Below are 16,280 nucleotides of genomic sequence, written 5' to 3' on the forward strand. Positions count from 1 at the left end.
CTGTCGCAAAGCGGTCAACGGATGGCGGATCAGGAAGCCGACCACGAGGTCTCCGGGAGGTCGCGGGCCAGGCCGTAGGCGCGGAAACGATTGTGCCGCTGGGCAATCAGGTCGGCGCTCGGGCAGGACGCCAGCTCGTGGACGGCTCGGCGCACCGCCCGCCGCAGCAGCGCCGCCGCGCCGACGGGATCGCGGTCGGCGCCACCGGCCGGTTCGGGGACGACCGCGTCGGCGATGCCGAGCTCGAGCAGCGCGGCCGCGTCCACCCGCAGGGCGGCGGCGGCACGGGGCGCGGCGGCCGGGTCCTTCCACAGGATGGCCGCGCAGCCCTCGGGGCTGATCACCGAGTAGATCGCGTTCTCGCACACCAGGACCCGATCGGCCAAGGCGAGCGCGAGCGCGCCGCCGCTGCCACCTTCCCCGGTGATCACGGTGACCACCGGCACGGGCAGTCCGGCCAGCAGTTTCAGTGATTCGGCGATGGCCACCGCCTGACCCTGTTTCTCGGCCTCGATGCCGGGATAGGCGCCCGCCGTGTCCACCAGCGTGACGACGGGCCTGCCGAGCTTGGCGGCCAGGCGCAGCACCCGGACGGCCTTGCGATAGCCCGCGGGGGTGGGCATTCCGTAGTTGCGTTCGGTGAGTTCGGGCCCGGTGTGGCCCTTCTGGGTGCCGAGGACCACGACCGGCAGGCCGTCGAGGCGGGCAAGGCCCGCGATCATGGCGGGGCAGTCGGTCGACATGCGGTCGCCGTGCAGTTCGACGAAATCGTCGAAGGCACCGGCGAGATAGTCCAGGGTGGTCGGCCTGCCGAGCCTGCGGGCCGCGCGCACGCGATCCCAGGATTCGCCGACGGTGAGGGCGGCGGGGTCGGTGATCACGGCGTCGGCGTCACCGGGGTCGGTGCGGCGCGGTGGCGGATCGGTTGTCGCGACCAGGCGGGCGAGCCGGCTGCGCAGCGCCCAACGGTGGCAGATCATGTCGACGATGCCGTGCTCGAGCAGGAATTCCGCGGTCTGGAAACCCTCGGGCAGGGTCTGGCCGATGGTCTGCTGAATCACCCGCGGGCCCGCGAAGCCAAGTCGCGCACCGGGTTCGGCGACGATGATGTCGGTGGCGGTGGCGAACGACGCCGCGACACCGCCGTAGGTCGGGTCGGTGATGATCGAGACGGTCAGCACGCCCGCGTCGTCGAGGCGGCGCAGCGCCCGGCTGGTCTTGGCCATCTGCATGAGCGCGACGATGCCCTCCTGCATCCGCGCCCCGCCGGAGGCGGTCACGAGCACCAGCGGCGCCCGGTCGGCCAGTGCCGCTTCCGCCGCCGCGGTCACCGCCTCGCCGACGGCACTGCCGAGACTGCCGCCGAGGAAGCGGAAATCCATGACCGCCAGCACGATCGGTGTGCCGTCGACGGTGCCGCGCACGCAGCGGATCGCGTCGGACAGCTCGGTGCTCTCGCGCGCCTGCCTGATCCGTTCGGGGTAGGCGCGGGTGTCGGTGAACCCGAGCGGGTCGGTGACGGTCGCCGCGGTCGCGATCGGACTGGCCGAATCCGCGTCGAGGAGCTGGTCGACGCGCTGGTCGGCGGTGAGCATGCCGTGGGCGTCGCATTCGGGGCACACCCGGCTCGCCCGCTCGTAGCGTTTGCGGTAGATCATCGTGTCGCAGGCCGGGCACAGCATCCAGGCCGTGCCGGTGGTCGCGGTGGTGTCGACGACGGTCATCGGTCCTCCAGCGGGCGTGGGATGTAACGGGCGCAGGCGGCGGGCAGCCGCACACCCGCGGTGCGCAGCTGGGCGACGCGGGTGAGGTAGGCGGCGCCGAACAGGAGCTGGCCTGCGATCTCGGCGACGGCGCGGTTCTCCGGGGCGGCGAGATGGGTCCCGGCCGTCCAGGTGTTGAAAGCGCCCATCGCGGGGCCGCACCAGATCTGGTAGTCGGTGACCCGGTCGGTGTCGCCGCGGATGCTCCAGCCCGAGGAGAGGCCCAGGTACCAGCGGAACACCAACGCCATCTTGGTTTTCGGGTCCCGCTCCGCGCCGATCAGCTGGGCGGGGTCGCGCTCGGTGAAGTACCGGACGCACTCCTGCCACACCTCGTCGAGCGGCCTGCGGAACAGGGTGGCTTCGAGCTCGGCGCGCAGCGCGGTCGGCAGCGCGTCGAGCCCCGGGTAGGCGCGGTAGGTGTCGTAAAGCTTCTGCGCGCGGGCCGCGAACATCGTGCCCCGGCGCAGCACCTGCACCTGCACGCCGAGTTCGAACATGTCCGAGGAGGGCGACATGGCGCAGTCGGCGAACTCGGCGCGCGCCAGCAGAGTCTTGGTGGCACCGCACTGCGCCGCCTCGACGGCCGACTGGTTGACCGACCCGGTCACCACGTAGGCCGCGCCGAGTCCGAAGGCGGCCGCGACGGCGTCGGGGGTGCCGAGTCCACCGGCGGCGCCGATGCGGACGCGGTCGGCGCCGGGCACCGTGGCGGCCAGGCGATCCCGGGCCGCGATCAGCTCCGGCAGCAGCACCGTCAGCGGCCTGCGGTCGGTGTGGCCGCCGGAGTCGGCTTCGGCGGTGACGTCGTCGGCCATCGGCACCTGTTCGGCGAGGCGGGCCTGCTCGGCGGTGATCCGGCCCGCCGCCACGAGCTCGCGCAGCAACCTGGCAGGTGCCGGACGCAGGAACAGTTCGGCGACTTCGACCCGGGAGACCTTGGCGATCACCCGGTGCCCGATCTCGATGTCGCCGCGCTGGTCGACGCGGAGGCCGAGGGCTCGATAGCGCACGACCTCGGCGGTCAGGTCCATGAAGGCGGACGCCTCCACGCAGCGGACACCGTGCCGCAGGCAGGCGTCGACGATCGCACGTTCCAGGGCGGGTTCGCTCGGGCTGTGGATGAGGTTGCAGGCGAATGGCTGTGCGCCCAGGTCGGCGGCGAGCTCGCCCAGTGCCGCGTCGACCGTGGCAGGCGCGACGCCCGCGGCGCCGTAGGCGGACAGGTAGCCGTGCCGCGCCATGGCTTTCACCAGGGCGGGCGAGGCGATGCCGTTGGCCATCGCGCCCGCGGCGTAGGCCGCGCGGACACCGTGTGCCGTGCGGAACGCGCTGTCGCCGAGGCGTTCCGGCGGGAGCGGCCCGACCGCGGCGAGTACCTCGGCACGCGTGGCGACGGTCTGGTCGGCGGTGGCGCCGACCTGTCCGTCGGCGCGGACGATCCAGACCGGCGAGTCCAGATCGAGCAGCAGGGCCGTGATTGCCTCGGTGGTGGTGGCGACCGCCACGGTGCGCATCGTGGTCATCACGCTCTCCGATCGACGAGTTCGACGGCCAGGTCGGTCACTTCGTAGATGCGCAGGCCCGGCTTCCACAGCGAGCCGTCCACCACCGCCGTCACCCCGTGTGGTCCGCGATGCAGCGCCTTGACGTGGGCTTCGAGTTCCACGGTGCCGTCGGTGGGCAGGAACTGACCGCGGTAGCGCCAGCTGAAGGGAATGTCGGCTGGGATGCGGAACACCGGGTCGGCCATGTCCGCGGCGTGACCCGCGTCCAGCAGCCATTCCTGGACGGCGTGGATCACCGATTCGACGCCGAGTGAGCCGGGGATGACCGGGTCGAGGTGGAAGTGGCGGGCGAAGAACCAGTCGGCCGGGTCGATCGGCCGCAGCGAATGCAGGTATCCCGCACCGTGTTTCCCGCCGCCGTCGACCACGTCGACCTGGTCGATGAGGGCCAGGGTGCGGCGCGAGCACAGGGGCGCGGTCGGGTCGGCGCGGCGGCCGGCCACGTCGATCGTCCGAACCTCGGCGGTGGGGTTCTCGGCCAGCCAGGACGGTGCGGGGCGCCCGGCGTCGAGCCCGGTCTGGTTGGCGAGGGCCTCGTCGCTGAAGTAGCCGAACATGGTCTCGCCGGTGTAGAACGGCTCGCCGTCGACGCTGAGCGTGTAGTCGAAGGTCTGCAGGGAAGAGCCGGGCAGGATCGTCGTCGACAGCAGCCGCGAGGACTGTTCGATGGTGCGGTCGCGCAGGTCGACCTGGCGCAGGAATGTCGCCGTGCCGCCGAGGTTGCGCAGGCTGAGAGTTGTACCTGGTTGGGTCAGCGTCGGTCCCGCGTAGTAGCCCATGAGCAGGGCCGCCTGCAGCGAGGTCTCCATGTACACGAAATGCGGCATGGATTCGTTGGCGGTGTCGGCGTAATACCAGGAGTCGGCGGGCGAGTCGTACTCGGTGGTGTAGGTGGCGTGGTCGAGAGTGCCTCGCGCACCGTCGAATTCGCGCACCCGGTCGACCAGCAGCAGGCCGCCGGTGGGCAGTCGGGTCGCGCGGACCCCGGTGTACTCCGCGAACTCGGGGCCCATGGCGATCGCCTGGTCGCCGCGGGCCAGGTGGGTCATGTGGAATTCGTTGAGCAGCAGACTCGGAACGGCCTCGCCGGGCCCGACACCCGCGCCGGGTGCCTCGGTGACGGTGACCTCCACGGACAGACCGGGCTCCCCTGTGGAGAAGCTCACCGTGCCCGTGACGTGCGGGCGGGATACGAGATCCAGGGCGCTCACGATGAGCTCCAAGGTGCGGTGGGCCGCGACGCGTCCGGCGACAGCAGAACCGGTCGAGTACCTCTGGCCCACGGGACGCGCAGGGGAGCTCGGCGCTCGAAGTGACTCGGTTGCCGCGGTCAATGTGCTCCCCGACAGGCACAGGTGCATGCCGGTGAACAGCGCGAACACCTCGGCGGCCTGGCGGGCGGCGGCGTCGGGCGCGCCGTCGTACCGGGCGACGACCCGGCCGTCACCCGTACCGCCGTAGAGCTCGATCGCTTCGACCGCGTTGAGCGCCAACGGTTCTCCGCCTGCCAAGCAGGCCGCGACTTCGACGCCGTCGCGCCGGTAGGCCGGCCCGAACACCTCTGCGATCGCGCCCGCGGTGAGCGACTCGAGGGCCGCGCGGTCCAACTCTGTGCGTGTGGTGCGAGCCAGTGGCTTGAACGCGCCCTCCCTGGCGACGACGGACGCACGGGATGCTCGATCGCCGACCGGTGCCGTGACGCCCACCGGTGCCGTGCCACGGTGGCCTGGCACTGCCACGCCGGGCCCTGCCACGGACCGTTGTGTGCCCGCGATGGGGGCCGCGATTCCGGTGCCGAGTCGTTCGGTCGTTTCGCCTGCGGACACCTCGCCGTTCGCGGGTGACTCGACAGCGGCACCGAATGTCCGAGCCTGATGCCCGCCGAGAACGGCGGTGGAGATTCTTGCGTCGTCGGCTGCGCCACCGGGTACACCGTGGAGCGCGAACGATGTCCCCTCACCGGCGGGAACCACAGCGGAATCCGCCGCACGCTGTTGACCCCGAACGGCGATGGAGTCCGTCGCACGGACGCCAACGCTGTTGCTGAGCAGGGGTGTTCCCACAGCCCGCGTCCACAGCGCACGCTGTAGGGCGACTTGCGCGGCGAGGGCGGCGCGGTGGGCGGTGACGACGCCGGTGCGGAGTTGGGCGATGGCGGCTCGAGGTGCGGCGGCGCTCCCCTCACTCGTCTCAGCGATCGCGGGCGCTCCCGCATGTGTGGCACGTTCCCCTGCGGACTGGGCGCCATCCCGCGTCTGCCGAGCGAATTCCACTGCGCGCCCATCGGACACAATCGCGTGCCCGGCTGGCTCCACTGCTGAGGCGTGGCCAGTCGTCCGGCTCGCGGATCCGGGCGCAGGCCGGGCGGGTGCGGAGTCAGGCGCCGACCGGGCAGGTGCGGAGTCAGGCGCCGACCGCGCGGGTGCGGAGTCGGGCGCTGGTCGGGCGGGTGGCGCGGTGTGCGGCGGCGCGGTCAGGGCGGGTTGGGCGGGGGGCGCGCCGGTCGGGTCGAAGGCGATGCCGTCGAAGTCGAGGGCTGTCATCGGGTCCACTTCCTCACCGAGGTCTGGAACTTGTCCGTCAGGTCGGGCGTCGTGAGGACGGTGACGTCCGAGAAGCGTTGCAGCACTGTGCCGTCGGTGGACAGTGCGGTGGCGTCGATGCGAGCTTCGAGCCTGCTCGCGCGTGGATTGTCGACTACCAGGACGAACGGTTCGGTGGTCGGGAGCGGGTGGTGGTAGTCGATGCGGCCGACGCCGAGGGGCAGGCAGGCCGTGCCGAGCAGTCGGTGACCGAGGACGGGCGGGCCCTGCAGGATCAGGTCGGCGGCGACCGGGTCGTGCAGGTGGCCCGCGTAGGCGCCCGCGGCGACGGGGTCGGTGGGCAGGTGGCAGTCCAGGACGATCGCGCTGTCGCTCTCGGCCCGGATCGCGCGCAGGCCCTGCAGCGCGGGACCGTGGAACTGGATGGCGTCCCGGTAGATCCGGTCCGCGGGGGTGCCCGGTCCGGCGGGAATCGTTTGCCTGGCACCGCCGTCCGGATTCGCGGCCAGCAGTAGGGTCGCCCGGAAGTGGGCGAGCTTGCCGTCGAAGACGGTGGCGCGCACCGCCGTACGGCCGTCGAGGTCGTCGATCGGGACGAGCTCGATCTCTAGCGCGGTGACCGGATGATCGAAGACGAGTCCCTTGAGCACATGGTAGTCACGGACGCCGACCACGGTGCGGCCCGGCCTGGTTCGCTCGGCGAGGTGGATCATCGCGCCGAGGCCGAAGGTGGCGGGCAGCACGATGTGGTCACCGATGCGGTGTGCCTCGATCACGGGTTCGTCGACCAAGCCCGCGATGTCGCGACGGGCCCGCACCGTGGCGAGCACGTGTTCGCCGGTCGACAGGGCGGTGGCGGCGCCGACCAGCAGGATCGGCTCGGGCCGGCGGTCCTCGGTGAACTGGGTGGTGAAGGCGGCCGCGCCCGCGGCCGGGGCCAGCAGCGGGATGCCGCGCGCCCGGAAGTGCTCGCGCAGGTCGGCGGTCACCATGCCGCCGTCCCAGGCGCCCCAGTCGATCGCGGTGACGCGGTGCCCGGGATGCCTGCGCCGCCAGCTCACCGCGAACCGGCACAGCGCCTCGTTGGCGGCGGCGTAATCCGCCTGGCCCGCATTGCCGAACAAACCCGCCACCGAGGTGAAGAAAACCAGATCCTTCGGCTCGCCCACCGCGGCGAGGACGGCGGCCAGACCACCGAGCTTCGGACGCAACACGCGAGCGATCGAGTCGGCGGTCTTGTCGGGGATCATCGAGTCCGCCAGGACCCCGGCGCCGTGGACGACACCGGTGATCCGGTCGCGCCACGGCGCGACGGCCTCGGCGAGTGCCGTCGCGTCGGTGGCGTCGACGGCCAGGTAGTCGGCGCGGTCACCGAGCGTCGCCAGGGTCGAGCGGATCTCACGGACGGCACGGACGTCGCCGCAGGCCCGCTCGATGTCCTTGGGCCGCGCGCCGGTTCCCGCCAGCGCGCGCACCGCGGCGGGCTTGAGGTCGGTGTCGGGGACACCGGCCGCCCAGGTGGGCTCTTCACCGAGCGTGGTGCGGCCGAGCAGCAGGAAGCGCGCCGCGCTGTGCCGGGCGAGGGCGAGGACGCAGGTCGCCGTCACTCCCCTGGCTCCGCCGGTCACCAGCAGCAGATCGTCCTCGGTGAGCAGCGTCGGCCCGAAACCCGCTGCGGTACTGACTATCTCGGTGACGACAGCGGGCTTGTGCCTGCTCGGCACCGGTGTGCGGCGCAGGCCCGAGGCGTCGACGCCGACCTCGACGGTGTCGATCGCGGCGTCGCACAGCTCCTCGAGCACGATCTGCGCCACCCGCGCCGGAGTCGCCGCCGGCGCGATGTCGAGCGCGCGGCAGAACAGTGTGGGTTCCTCGGCGGCAAGGGTTTTCACGACGCCGCCGAGCCCGCCGAGCAAGGCGTGGACCGGGTCGGCGTCCCCGCGCAGGCCCAGATGACCGTCGAGCCGGGTGACCGTCACGAACCCGGCGCGTCCGGTCGCGCCGCGCAGGGCGGGCACCACGCGGCCGGCGACCAGGATCGTCTCGGTCAGGATCCGCTCGGCCTGCGCCCACTCCGTGGCGACACCCGCGACGACCACGCACAGGTCGGCGGCACCGGTGTCGTCGCCGGGTTCGACCCGCCGCACCGTCCAGCTGAGCGCGCGCAGCGCTTCCTCGATCGCCTCCACATCGGTTTCGGCGGACTCGTCCAGGCACACCACCAGCGCCCGACCCGCGGGCCGATACGGCTCGACAGCGAGGTCGACCGGGGCGAGCTCGACGAGTTCGACGACATGCCGCGGCGTTTCGGCCGCGGCCTCAGCTTTTGGGTGGACATCACCCCCGGCCAGCTCAGCCACGATCTGATCCAGCGAGCGGAGCGTGCCGAGTTGTTCGGGTCCGAGACTCGGCAGGGTCGGAAACCGTTCCTGTAATGCGCCGATCACCTGGACCCGTTTGATCGAATCGACCCCCAGATCCGCTTCCAGATCCATTGCCGGATCGACCATCTCGACCGGGTACCCGGTTTTGTCGGCGACCACTTCCCGCAGCGCCTGCCGCAGGGCATCGGCAGAATGCGCGAGATCCGCATCGGCTGAGGCGATCTCGTCCCTAGCCGCCGAACCACCGGACGGCGCGGCCGTGCCGCTCGCCGCACCCGCCGCGACAGGACCGCTGGTCGCCTCGGTCGACGCGTCGGCGGCGAGCAGATCGGCGATCTGATCGAGGGTGCGCAGCGTACCCAGCTGCTCGGGGCCGAGGCTCGGCAGCGACGGGAATCGCTCCTGCAGAGCGCCGATCACCTGCACCCGTTTGATCGAATCGACACCGAGATCGGCTTCCAGATCCATTGCCGGATCGATCATCTCGACCGGATAGCCGGTCTTGTCGGCGACCACTTCCCGCAGTGCCGCGCGGATCGCTTCGCCGTTCAGCGCCTGCGCCCCCGGCGCCCCCGGCTCAGTATCGCCGGCGGAGTTCTGGACGTCGGAACCGGCTGTGCGAGCGGCTGTCTGCGCGACCGCTGCCGACGACGTCGCTGCACGCTCCTGGGCCACCGGTACAGTTCCGGCTGCCCGCGGTGCGGTGTCGCTCGCACCGGTGAAGTTCTGACCGGCCTGATGACCCGTCGGGTAGGCGGTGTCGCTTGCGGCGGGAGTCACCGATCCGGGCACGGTGTTCGTTGGGGCGGTACCGCTGGACAGCGGGGCCGGCGCGGGTAGGTGGCCGTTCGCCGGGGCCTGTGTGGGCGCCGCTGTCAAGGCCTGGGTCGGCGCGGGGGCGTTCACCGCGGGCGGGGCCGCCCGGTAACTGGTCACCGAGTGCGAACCGGCGGCTCCCCCTTCGATCTCGGCCAGCTGGCCGAGCACTTCGCTTGCCCGCGAGTGGCTCTCGCTGATGGCGACTCCGTGATCCTTCACGGCTTCGATGGCGCGCAGTAGGCGGTCGTCGATGGCACCGGCATTCAGCGCGCCCGCCAGCCCGCGGGCCAGGTCGAGCTGGCCGTCGAGGTACTGCCGGTGCGTGTCCAGATGCTGGACGAGTGCGGTATCGAGCGGGTCGACGGGGATGGTCACGAGCTGTTCCTCCACGAGCGGGGGCACCGAGGATCGGTGCGAAAGTTCGGATACGGCAGGTGATTCGGAGATCGGGTGCGGTGGCGCGCCGGTCCGGCCGCCGACCACGGCGTGCGAATCCGCCACAGCCGAACCAGGAACAGTCGCCGGAACATCAGGCAGGGTCGAGCCGCCCCGCGGGGACGCGGTGGGTGAATCAACAAGTGCGGACACAGGTTCAGGGCCGACGAGGGAGTGTGGTGCCGCATCGTCCGCGAGCTGGATGCGGTAGTCGCCCGACAACGCTTCGGCGTAGGCGGCGCGGCGGGCGGCGGGAACGTATTCGGGGGCTGAAAGGATCACAGTCATCCGGTCGGCCGCCGGAGTGGTCGGCGCGGTGGCGGGGGCGGCGTAGCGATTGATACCCGACATCTCGACACCGAGGACGGCGAGACGGACAGCCGCCCGCTTGAGCGCCACGTCTCCGTTGCCGATGGGTCCGGAATCGGTGGCGAAGGCGATCACGTCCTCGCCGAGGGTGCGGCGGACCAGCGAGGTCAGCACCTGTTTCGGACCGCACTCGACGAAGATCGTGCAGCCGTCGGCGTGCATGGCCCGCAGCGCGTCGACGAACTCGACCGGCCGGCTCAGCTGCTCGGTCAGGGTTGCCCGGTTGGCGGCGACATCGGCGCCGTAGGACGCGCCCGCGGTGTCGGCATAGACCCGCGCATCGGGCTCGACGATGTCGACTTCCTCGACGGCGGCACCGAATTCGGTGACCGCGTGCGCCACATACGGGGTGTGGAAGGCAGCCGCCACCGGCAGATCCCGGGTAGCCCAGGCTTTCTCGGCGCTGCGTGCGGTGAAGGCGGCGATGCCGTCGGGTCCACCACCGACCACGATCTGGTCGGGCGCGTTGTGATTGCAGATCCACACGTCGTCCAGATCGGCGATCACCTCGGCGACCTCGTCGCGGGCCGCGTTGACGGCCACCATCGTGCCCGCCTCCGCGTCGTCGGCGACCGTCATCGCCGCGCCACGCGCCCTGGCCAGACCGAAGAAGTCCTCGGTGCTCATCGCGCCGGAGGCCCACAGCGCGGTCAGCTCACCGAAGCTGTGGCCGAGGTAACCGTTGGCCCTCAGCCCGAATTCGGTGAGCACCCGGAACTGCCCGGCCGCGAGCGCGCCGATGGCGGGCTGCGCGAATTCGGTACGCCGCAGGGCGGATTCCTGCTCGGCGCGGGTCTGCTCGGTGAACGCGGGCGGCGGGAACACCACTGCGCCCAGTCGCTGCTCGGCGCCGACGAACGCGGCGTTGGCCTCGTCGAACGCCGCCCCGACGGGCGGATTGTTCAGCACGGTGTCCAGGCCCATGTCCACGTATTGGCTGCCCTGCCCCGCGAACAGCACACCGACCTTCGGGTTCGGTACGGCGGCTGCGCGGAAGTACACGCCCTCGGGGTGATCCCACTGCGCGGCATCGGGATTGCGGACCAGTTCGTCGACCGCGAGCGTCCGCAGGTCCGCGGCGGTGTCCTCGTCGACCGAGACGAAGCCGATCCTGGCGTGCCCGGCCGGAATGTCACCACCGTCGGAGCCGGGGGTACTGCGCACGACGTCGATCAGCGCGGCGACATCGGGGGCGTGCCACAGGTGTGCACGCGGCACCCGGTGCAGGACCTGCCCGCGCGTCTGGTCGGCTTCCTCCAGCACGATGTGGAAGTTGGTGCCGCCGAAGCCCATCGCCGAGGCGGCCGCCCGGCGCACCGGACGCTGCGGGTCACGCACCCACGGGCGGGTCCTGGTGTTCACGTAGAAGGGCGTCCGGGCGGCGTCGATCTCACTGTTGGGCGCGTCGACATTGATCGTCGAGGGCAGCACCTTCTGGTGCAGGGCAAGCGCCAGCTTCATCACCCCGGCCGTGCCCGCGGCGCCCTTGGTGTGCCCGATCTGGGACTTCACGCTGCCGAGCGCCGCGAACCCAGTCTCCGAACTCGACTCGGCGAGCAGCCCTTTCAGCGCGGTCAGCTCGGTCTTGTCACCGACGGCGGTGCCGGTGGCATGCGCCTCGATCAGTTCGACGTCGGCGGGTGAGCATTCCGCGTCGGCGTAGGCGCGGTCCAGCGCCACCCGCTGCCCCTCCGCGCGCGGCGCGTAGATGCTCTTGGAGCGGCCGTCGCTGGAGGAACCGAGACCGCGGATCACCGCGTAGATCCGGTTACCGTCGCGGCGCGCGTCGGCGAGGCGGCGCAGGGCCAGCATGGTGATGCCCTCACCGAGCAGGGTGCCGTCGGCCTCGGCGGAGAACGGGCTGATCCGGCCGGTCGGCGAAAGCGCGCCGACCTTGCTGAAGCACAGGTAGATGAAGATCGAGTTCTCGGTGTCGACGCCGCCGGTGATCATCATGTCGGCGCGCCCGTCCTGCAGTTCGGCGATCGCGGTGCGGATGGCGGCCAGCGAGGCCGCGCAGGCCGCGTCGACGGTGCAGTTCATGCCACCGAGCCCGAGCCGGTTCGCCACCCGGCCCGCCACCACATTGGCGAGCAGGCCCGGGAAGGAGTTCTCCTCCCACGGCGCGAACGCGGCGACGAACCGGCGCGAGATCTCGCTGACGTCGCTCTCGGACAGCCCCATCGACCGCCCCGCCTCCGCCAACACCGGCGTCGACAGGCGCGCGGCCAGCGGATGCATCAGCGGCACCGGGCCGGTGGTGCCGAGCACCACGCCGGTGCGCGCGGGGTCGTACCACTGCGAACCGGTCGCGCCGGCATCGGCCAGCAGGTCACGCGCAACCCCGAGGCTCAGGGTCTGCATGGTGCTGGTGACCTCGAGCTGGTTCGGCGGCAGCCCGAACTCGAGCGGATCGAACGCGACATCGGGCAGGAAAGCGCCGCGGCGCGAATAGGTCTTGTCCGGCGCCGAGCGGTCGGCGTCGTAGTAGTCGTCCAGGCTCCAGCGCGACGCGGGCACCTCGGAGGTGCAGTCGACGCCGTCGATGATGTTCTGCCAGTACTCGCGGTGGGTGTGTGCCTTGGGCAGCAGACCCGACATCCCGACAATGGCGATCGGGTCGCGTGCCAGGCGTCGTTCGACGGTCACGAAAGGGTTCCTCTCAGGCGGCGACAGTGGTGGCGGTGGCCGAGGCGATCAGTTCGGCCGCGGCGGCGGCGAACAGGCGGTGGCCCACCGAACTCGGGTGCAGACCGTCGGCGGTCCACACCTCGGGCCGGGCCCATTCGGGCCTGGCGGCGATATCGAGAAGCAGGGCGCCGGTGTCGTCGGTGACCCGGGCGAGGACATCGTTGGCGGCGGCGAAACGCTCGCGCAGCAGCGCACGGAAGCCGTCCGGCACGGGCAGGCGGGCGGGAATATCGGGGTAACTCGCGGTGAACACCGTGGCTTCCCCTGCCCGCAAGGTGGTGAAGATGGTGTGCAGGTTGTCGGCGAAACGAGCCTCGTCATACGCGCTGACCAGGTCGTTCACGCCGACGACCACGCCGTAGAGGCCGGCCCGCGCCGCCGATGTCGCCGGTGCGAGCTGGCTCGCGACGACATCGCCGGTGGTGGCGCCGTGCGTGCCGAAGTTGCGAATCGTGGTTGGCCGCAATCCGAGCTGACCGCCGAGGCGCGAGACCCAGCCGCGGTAGCCACCCGCCGCGGCGGGGTCGCCACGGCCCTCCACGAAGCTGTCTCCGAGCGCCGTCAGGCCGGCCGCGATCACGCCGACACCCCGGTATTCACCACGTGCCGGTCGGCGACCGGGAAGTCCACTTCCTCGTAGAGCGCCGTGAGCTCGGCCTCACCGAAGAACTTGTCCGGCGGGTACAGCCCGGCGATCAGCCCGAAGAACTTCTTCGAGTAGTGCTCGCTGCGGCTGGCCGCGCGGAACACCGAGTCGTAGTACGGGGTGAGGGTGAGCTCGGAGATGGACTGGGTGAGTTCGTAGGTGCTGGCGCTCTGGGCGTCGCGCTCACGCTGGTACTCCGGCAGCGTCTCCTCGAACGGGCGTGCGCCCGAAAGGCTTTCGTGCACCAGATCGGCCAGCAGCTGGCCGTACTTGAAGGCGTCGGTGATGCCCCAGCCGGTGAACGGGTCCTTGTGGTAGCCAGCGTCGCCGACCAGCGCCCAGCCGGGACCGAAGGACTGGCGACGGTAGTTGTCGGGGTAGAGCATCGGCCGGAACGGCTCGACCCGCTTGCCGGTTTCGCGCAACCGCGCGCCGATCTCCGGGTCGATCTGCTCGACGATCTCCTGCACACCGGCATCGGGATCGGTGCGGAAGTCACGGAACCGGTCGCGCTTGCGCATGACCGCTACCAGGGCCAGGCCGTCGTTGGTCGGCCAGGAGGCGAACTGCTGCTCACCGAACCCGGTGCGGTGGTGCATGCCCCAGTCCACGCCCTCGTAGTACGAGTAGTAGACGAAGCAGGCCGCGGGCGAACCCTCGTAGGTGGCCGCACCGACCTCCTTGGCGACGAGGGAGTTCGAACCGTCCGCGCCGACGACGAGTTTCGCGCGGAATTCCTGCTCGGGACCCTCGCCGACGCGGCCACGGATACCGGCGACCCGGTCACCGTCGCGCAGCAGGCCGGTGACGGTGAAGCCCTCGATCACCTCGGCGCCGGACTCGCCCGCCGCGTCGACCAGGATCTTGTCGAGGACAGTGCGGCGCGGGCAGTAGACGGCGTCGATGCCGTCGGCCGAGGGATCGGCCATGCCCGGGATCTCGATGTCGGTGTAGGTGAAGTTCAGGTGCCGGATCGGCGGGCAGCCGGTGGCCACCACCGTGTCCAGCAGACCCCAGGACTTCAGAAAGCCGAGACCGGCCTGGTGGATGTAGTGCGTGGACGGGGTGTCGCTGGGAAAACTCGCGCGATCAACGGCGAGCACGCGGTGGCCCTGACGGGCCAGCAGCATGGCCAGGGGCGAACCCGCGACCCGGGTTCCGACGACGATGACGTCATACATGATGTGATCACTTTCGGTGGTCGAATTCCGATTTCGAGTCTGTCGCCGGTGGAATACGGAAACCACTGGGGGCACCGCAATTCATCGGCCGATCGGTCCCGGCTATCGTCGGCGGGACCGGTGGGAGAATTTCGTGTCGCGTTACCCGCGCGACATGTAGAGCTGATCTATTTCGCCGGAATAGGTTTCGGCGATCGCGGCCCGGCGCAATTTCAACGACGAGGTGAGCAGGCCGGCGTCGACGGTGAAATCGCCGTCGACGATGCGGAATGCGCGAATGGATTCCGGCCGCGACACCAAGGAATTCGCCTCGTCCACGGCGGCCTGAATCGTCTCGGCCGGATCGTCGTCGGGATGCTCGGCACGCCACTTCGCGTACCGCTCGGCGTCGAGGGTGATCAGCGCCGTCACGAACCGTCGACCGTCACCGACGACCATGCAGTTGCTCACCAGCGGATGCAGCCGCACCCGGTCCTCGAGCGGGGTCGGGGCCACGTTCTTGCCCCCGGAGGTCACCAGGATCTCCTTCTTGCGCCCGGTGATCCGCAGGTGCCCGTCGTCGAGCTCGCCGATGTCGCCGGTGTGCAGCCAGCCGTCGGCGTCGACGGACCGCTGGTCGGCGGCCGCGCCCCAGTAGCCGGGTGAGACGTGTGGGCCGCGGACGAGGACTTCGCCGTCGGCGCCGATGCCGACCTCGGTGCCCGGGATGGGACGGCCCACGGTGCCGAGCCGGTTGGTGGACGGCGCGCTCACGGTGACCGCGGTGGCCGCCTCGGTGAGGCCGTAGCAGTTCAGGATCACCACGCCGAACCCGGCGTAGAAGCCGACGGTGGTGTCGTCGAGGGAGGCGCCGCCGGAGATCACGTAGCGAAGGCGTCCACCGAACGCGGCCGCGACGGCTTCGTCGGTGGCGGTGGGTGCGGCGCCCTCGGCCAGCAGCGTAAGGCCACGCTCGACGGCCGCGTCCTCCTGCCCTTCGGTGAGCAGCGCGCGGACGTGTTTGCGAATCTTCTCCAGCGCGTACGGAATCAGCGCGAGGAAGGTCGGACGCAGCGTCGCCAGCGCCGGGACCAGGTCGGGCACGCCGGGCAGCAGATGGGTCCGGCTGCCGCCGTACAGGCAGGCGAACAGGATCGTCTGGCCGAACACGTGGGACAGCGGCAGCGCGAGCACCGTCGTGCCGTCGAAGATGCCCTCGGTCTGGCGCGCGGTGTTCGCGGCGGTGACATACATGTTGCGGTGGCTGATCATGCAGCCCTTGGCCAGGCCGGTCGTGCCGCTGGTGTAGACGATCATCGCGAGGTCGGCGGCGCCCACCGCGGCGATCCGCGCGTCGAGGTCGGCGTGCTCGACGCCCTCCGCCCATGACCCGATCTCGGCGAAGGACCACACCGTGCCGCTCGCGCCCGCGTCGGTCAGGCGGGCCGCGTCGTCGGCGGTCTCGGCCGCGTGGAACCGGCTGCCGCTGTCGCTCAGGATGTGTGCGATCTGCGCCGGCGAGGAGGTCGGGTACACCGGCACGATCACCGCGCCGACAGCCATGGCCGCGCAGTCGAGCAGCGCCCATTCCAGGCTCGTGCGGCCGAGCACGGCCACCCGGTCCCCCGCCGCGACCCCGCGGTCGAGCAGGGCCGAGGCGAGTCCGCGGACCCGGGTGTCGAGCTCGCCGGTGGTCAGCTGGGTGCCGTCGGCGGCACACAGTGACGGGCGGGCCGGATCACGCCGCGCCGCGTCGGAAACAATCTCGTACAGACTGGACGAATCGGCCGGAACGAATCCGTTCGCGGTAGCAGACACTGTGTTCACGAATCGAATTCTTCACGGCGTCAACCATTCCCGTCGCTGCCGCACTCGCTGTTCCTACCGCACGAAAGTCATGTC

The 16,280-nt window shown here is 71.0% G+C and carries 7 protein-coding genes; all 7 read right to left on the reverse strand.

Annotation, left to right across the window (positions count from 1 at the left end):
* Nucleotides 1–29: 29 nt before the first annotated feature.
* The 7 genes from accD to NCO8_RS13780 all read right to left on the reverse strand — a co-directional run bounded on the left by accD (nt 30) and on the right by NCO8_RS13780 (nt 16,205).
* Nucleotides 30–1,724, reverse strand: coding sequence for an acetyl-CoA carboxylase, carboxyltransferase subunit beta (gene accD / locus NCO8_RS13750; RefSeq protein ID WP_067639501.1), 1,695 nt, complete (start codon nt 1,722–1,724; stop codon nt 30–32).
* The gene (locus NCO8_RS13755) at nt 1,721–3,289 is read right to left on the reverse strand and encodes a PfaD family polyunsaturated fatty acid/polyketide biosynthesis protein (RefSeq protein WP_067639503.1); all 1,569 of its coding nucleotides are present in this window, start codon (nt 3,287–3,289) and stop codon (nt 1,721–1,723) included. The genes accD and NCO8_RS13755 overlap by 4 nt, the downstream gene beginning before the upstream one ends.
* Nucleotides 3,289–5,604 carry a hotdog family protein gene (locus tag NCO8_RS13760; protein WP_084457044.1) on the reverse strand — a complete coding sequence of 772 codons (2,316 nt, stop codon included), beginning with the start codon at nt 5,602–5,604 and terminating at the stop codon, nt 3,289–3,291. The genes NCO8_RS13755 and NCO8_RS13760 overlap by 1 nt, the downstream gene beginning before the upstream one ends.
* Before the next feature lie 266 nt (nt 5,605–5,870).
* Nucleotides 5,871–12,530: a type I polyketide synthase gene (locus NCO8_RS13765; RefSeq protein ID WP_067639505.1), complete on the reverse strand. Its 6,660-nt coding sequence runs from the start codon at nt 12,528–12,530 to the stop codon at nt 5,871–5,873.
* A 13-nt stretch (nt 12,531–12,543) separates the two neighbouring features.
* Nucleotides 12,544–13,152, reverse strand: a complete 609-nt coding sequence (locus NCO8_RS13770) for an SGNH/GDSL hydrolase family protein (protein WP_067639507.1) — start codon at nt 13,150–13,152, stop codon at nt 12,544–12,546.
* Nucleotides 13,149–14,399 (reverse strand): NAD(P)/FAD-dependent oxidoreductase, encoded by a 1,251-nt coding sequence (locus tag NCO8_RS13775; protein WP_067639508.1) that lies wholly within the window; start codon nt 14,397–14,399, stop codon nt 13,149–13,151. Before NCO8_RS13775 ends, NCO8_RS13770 begins: the two co-directional genes overlap by 4 nt.
* Before the next feature lie 141 nt (nt 14,400–14,540).
* Nucleotides 14,541–16,205, reverse strand: coding sequence for an AMP-dependent synthetase/ligase (locus NCO8_RS13780; RefSeq protein WP_067639509.1), 1,665 nt, complete (start codon nt 16,203–16,205; stop codon nt 14,541–14,543).
* Nucleotides 16,206–16,280: the final 75 nt, after the last annotated feature.

The sequence above is a fragment of the Nocardia coubleae NBRC 108252 genome (assembly GCF_001612805.1).
In the GTDB taxonomy this organism is placed as follows: Bacteria; Actinomycetota; Actinomycetes; order Mycobacteriales; family Mycobacteriaceae; genus Nocardia; species Nocardia coubleae.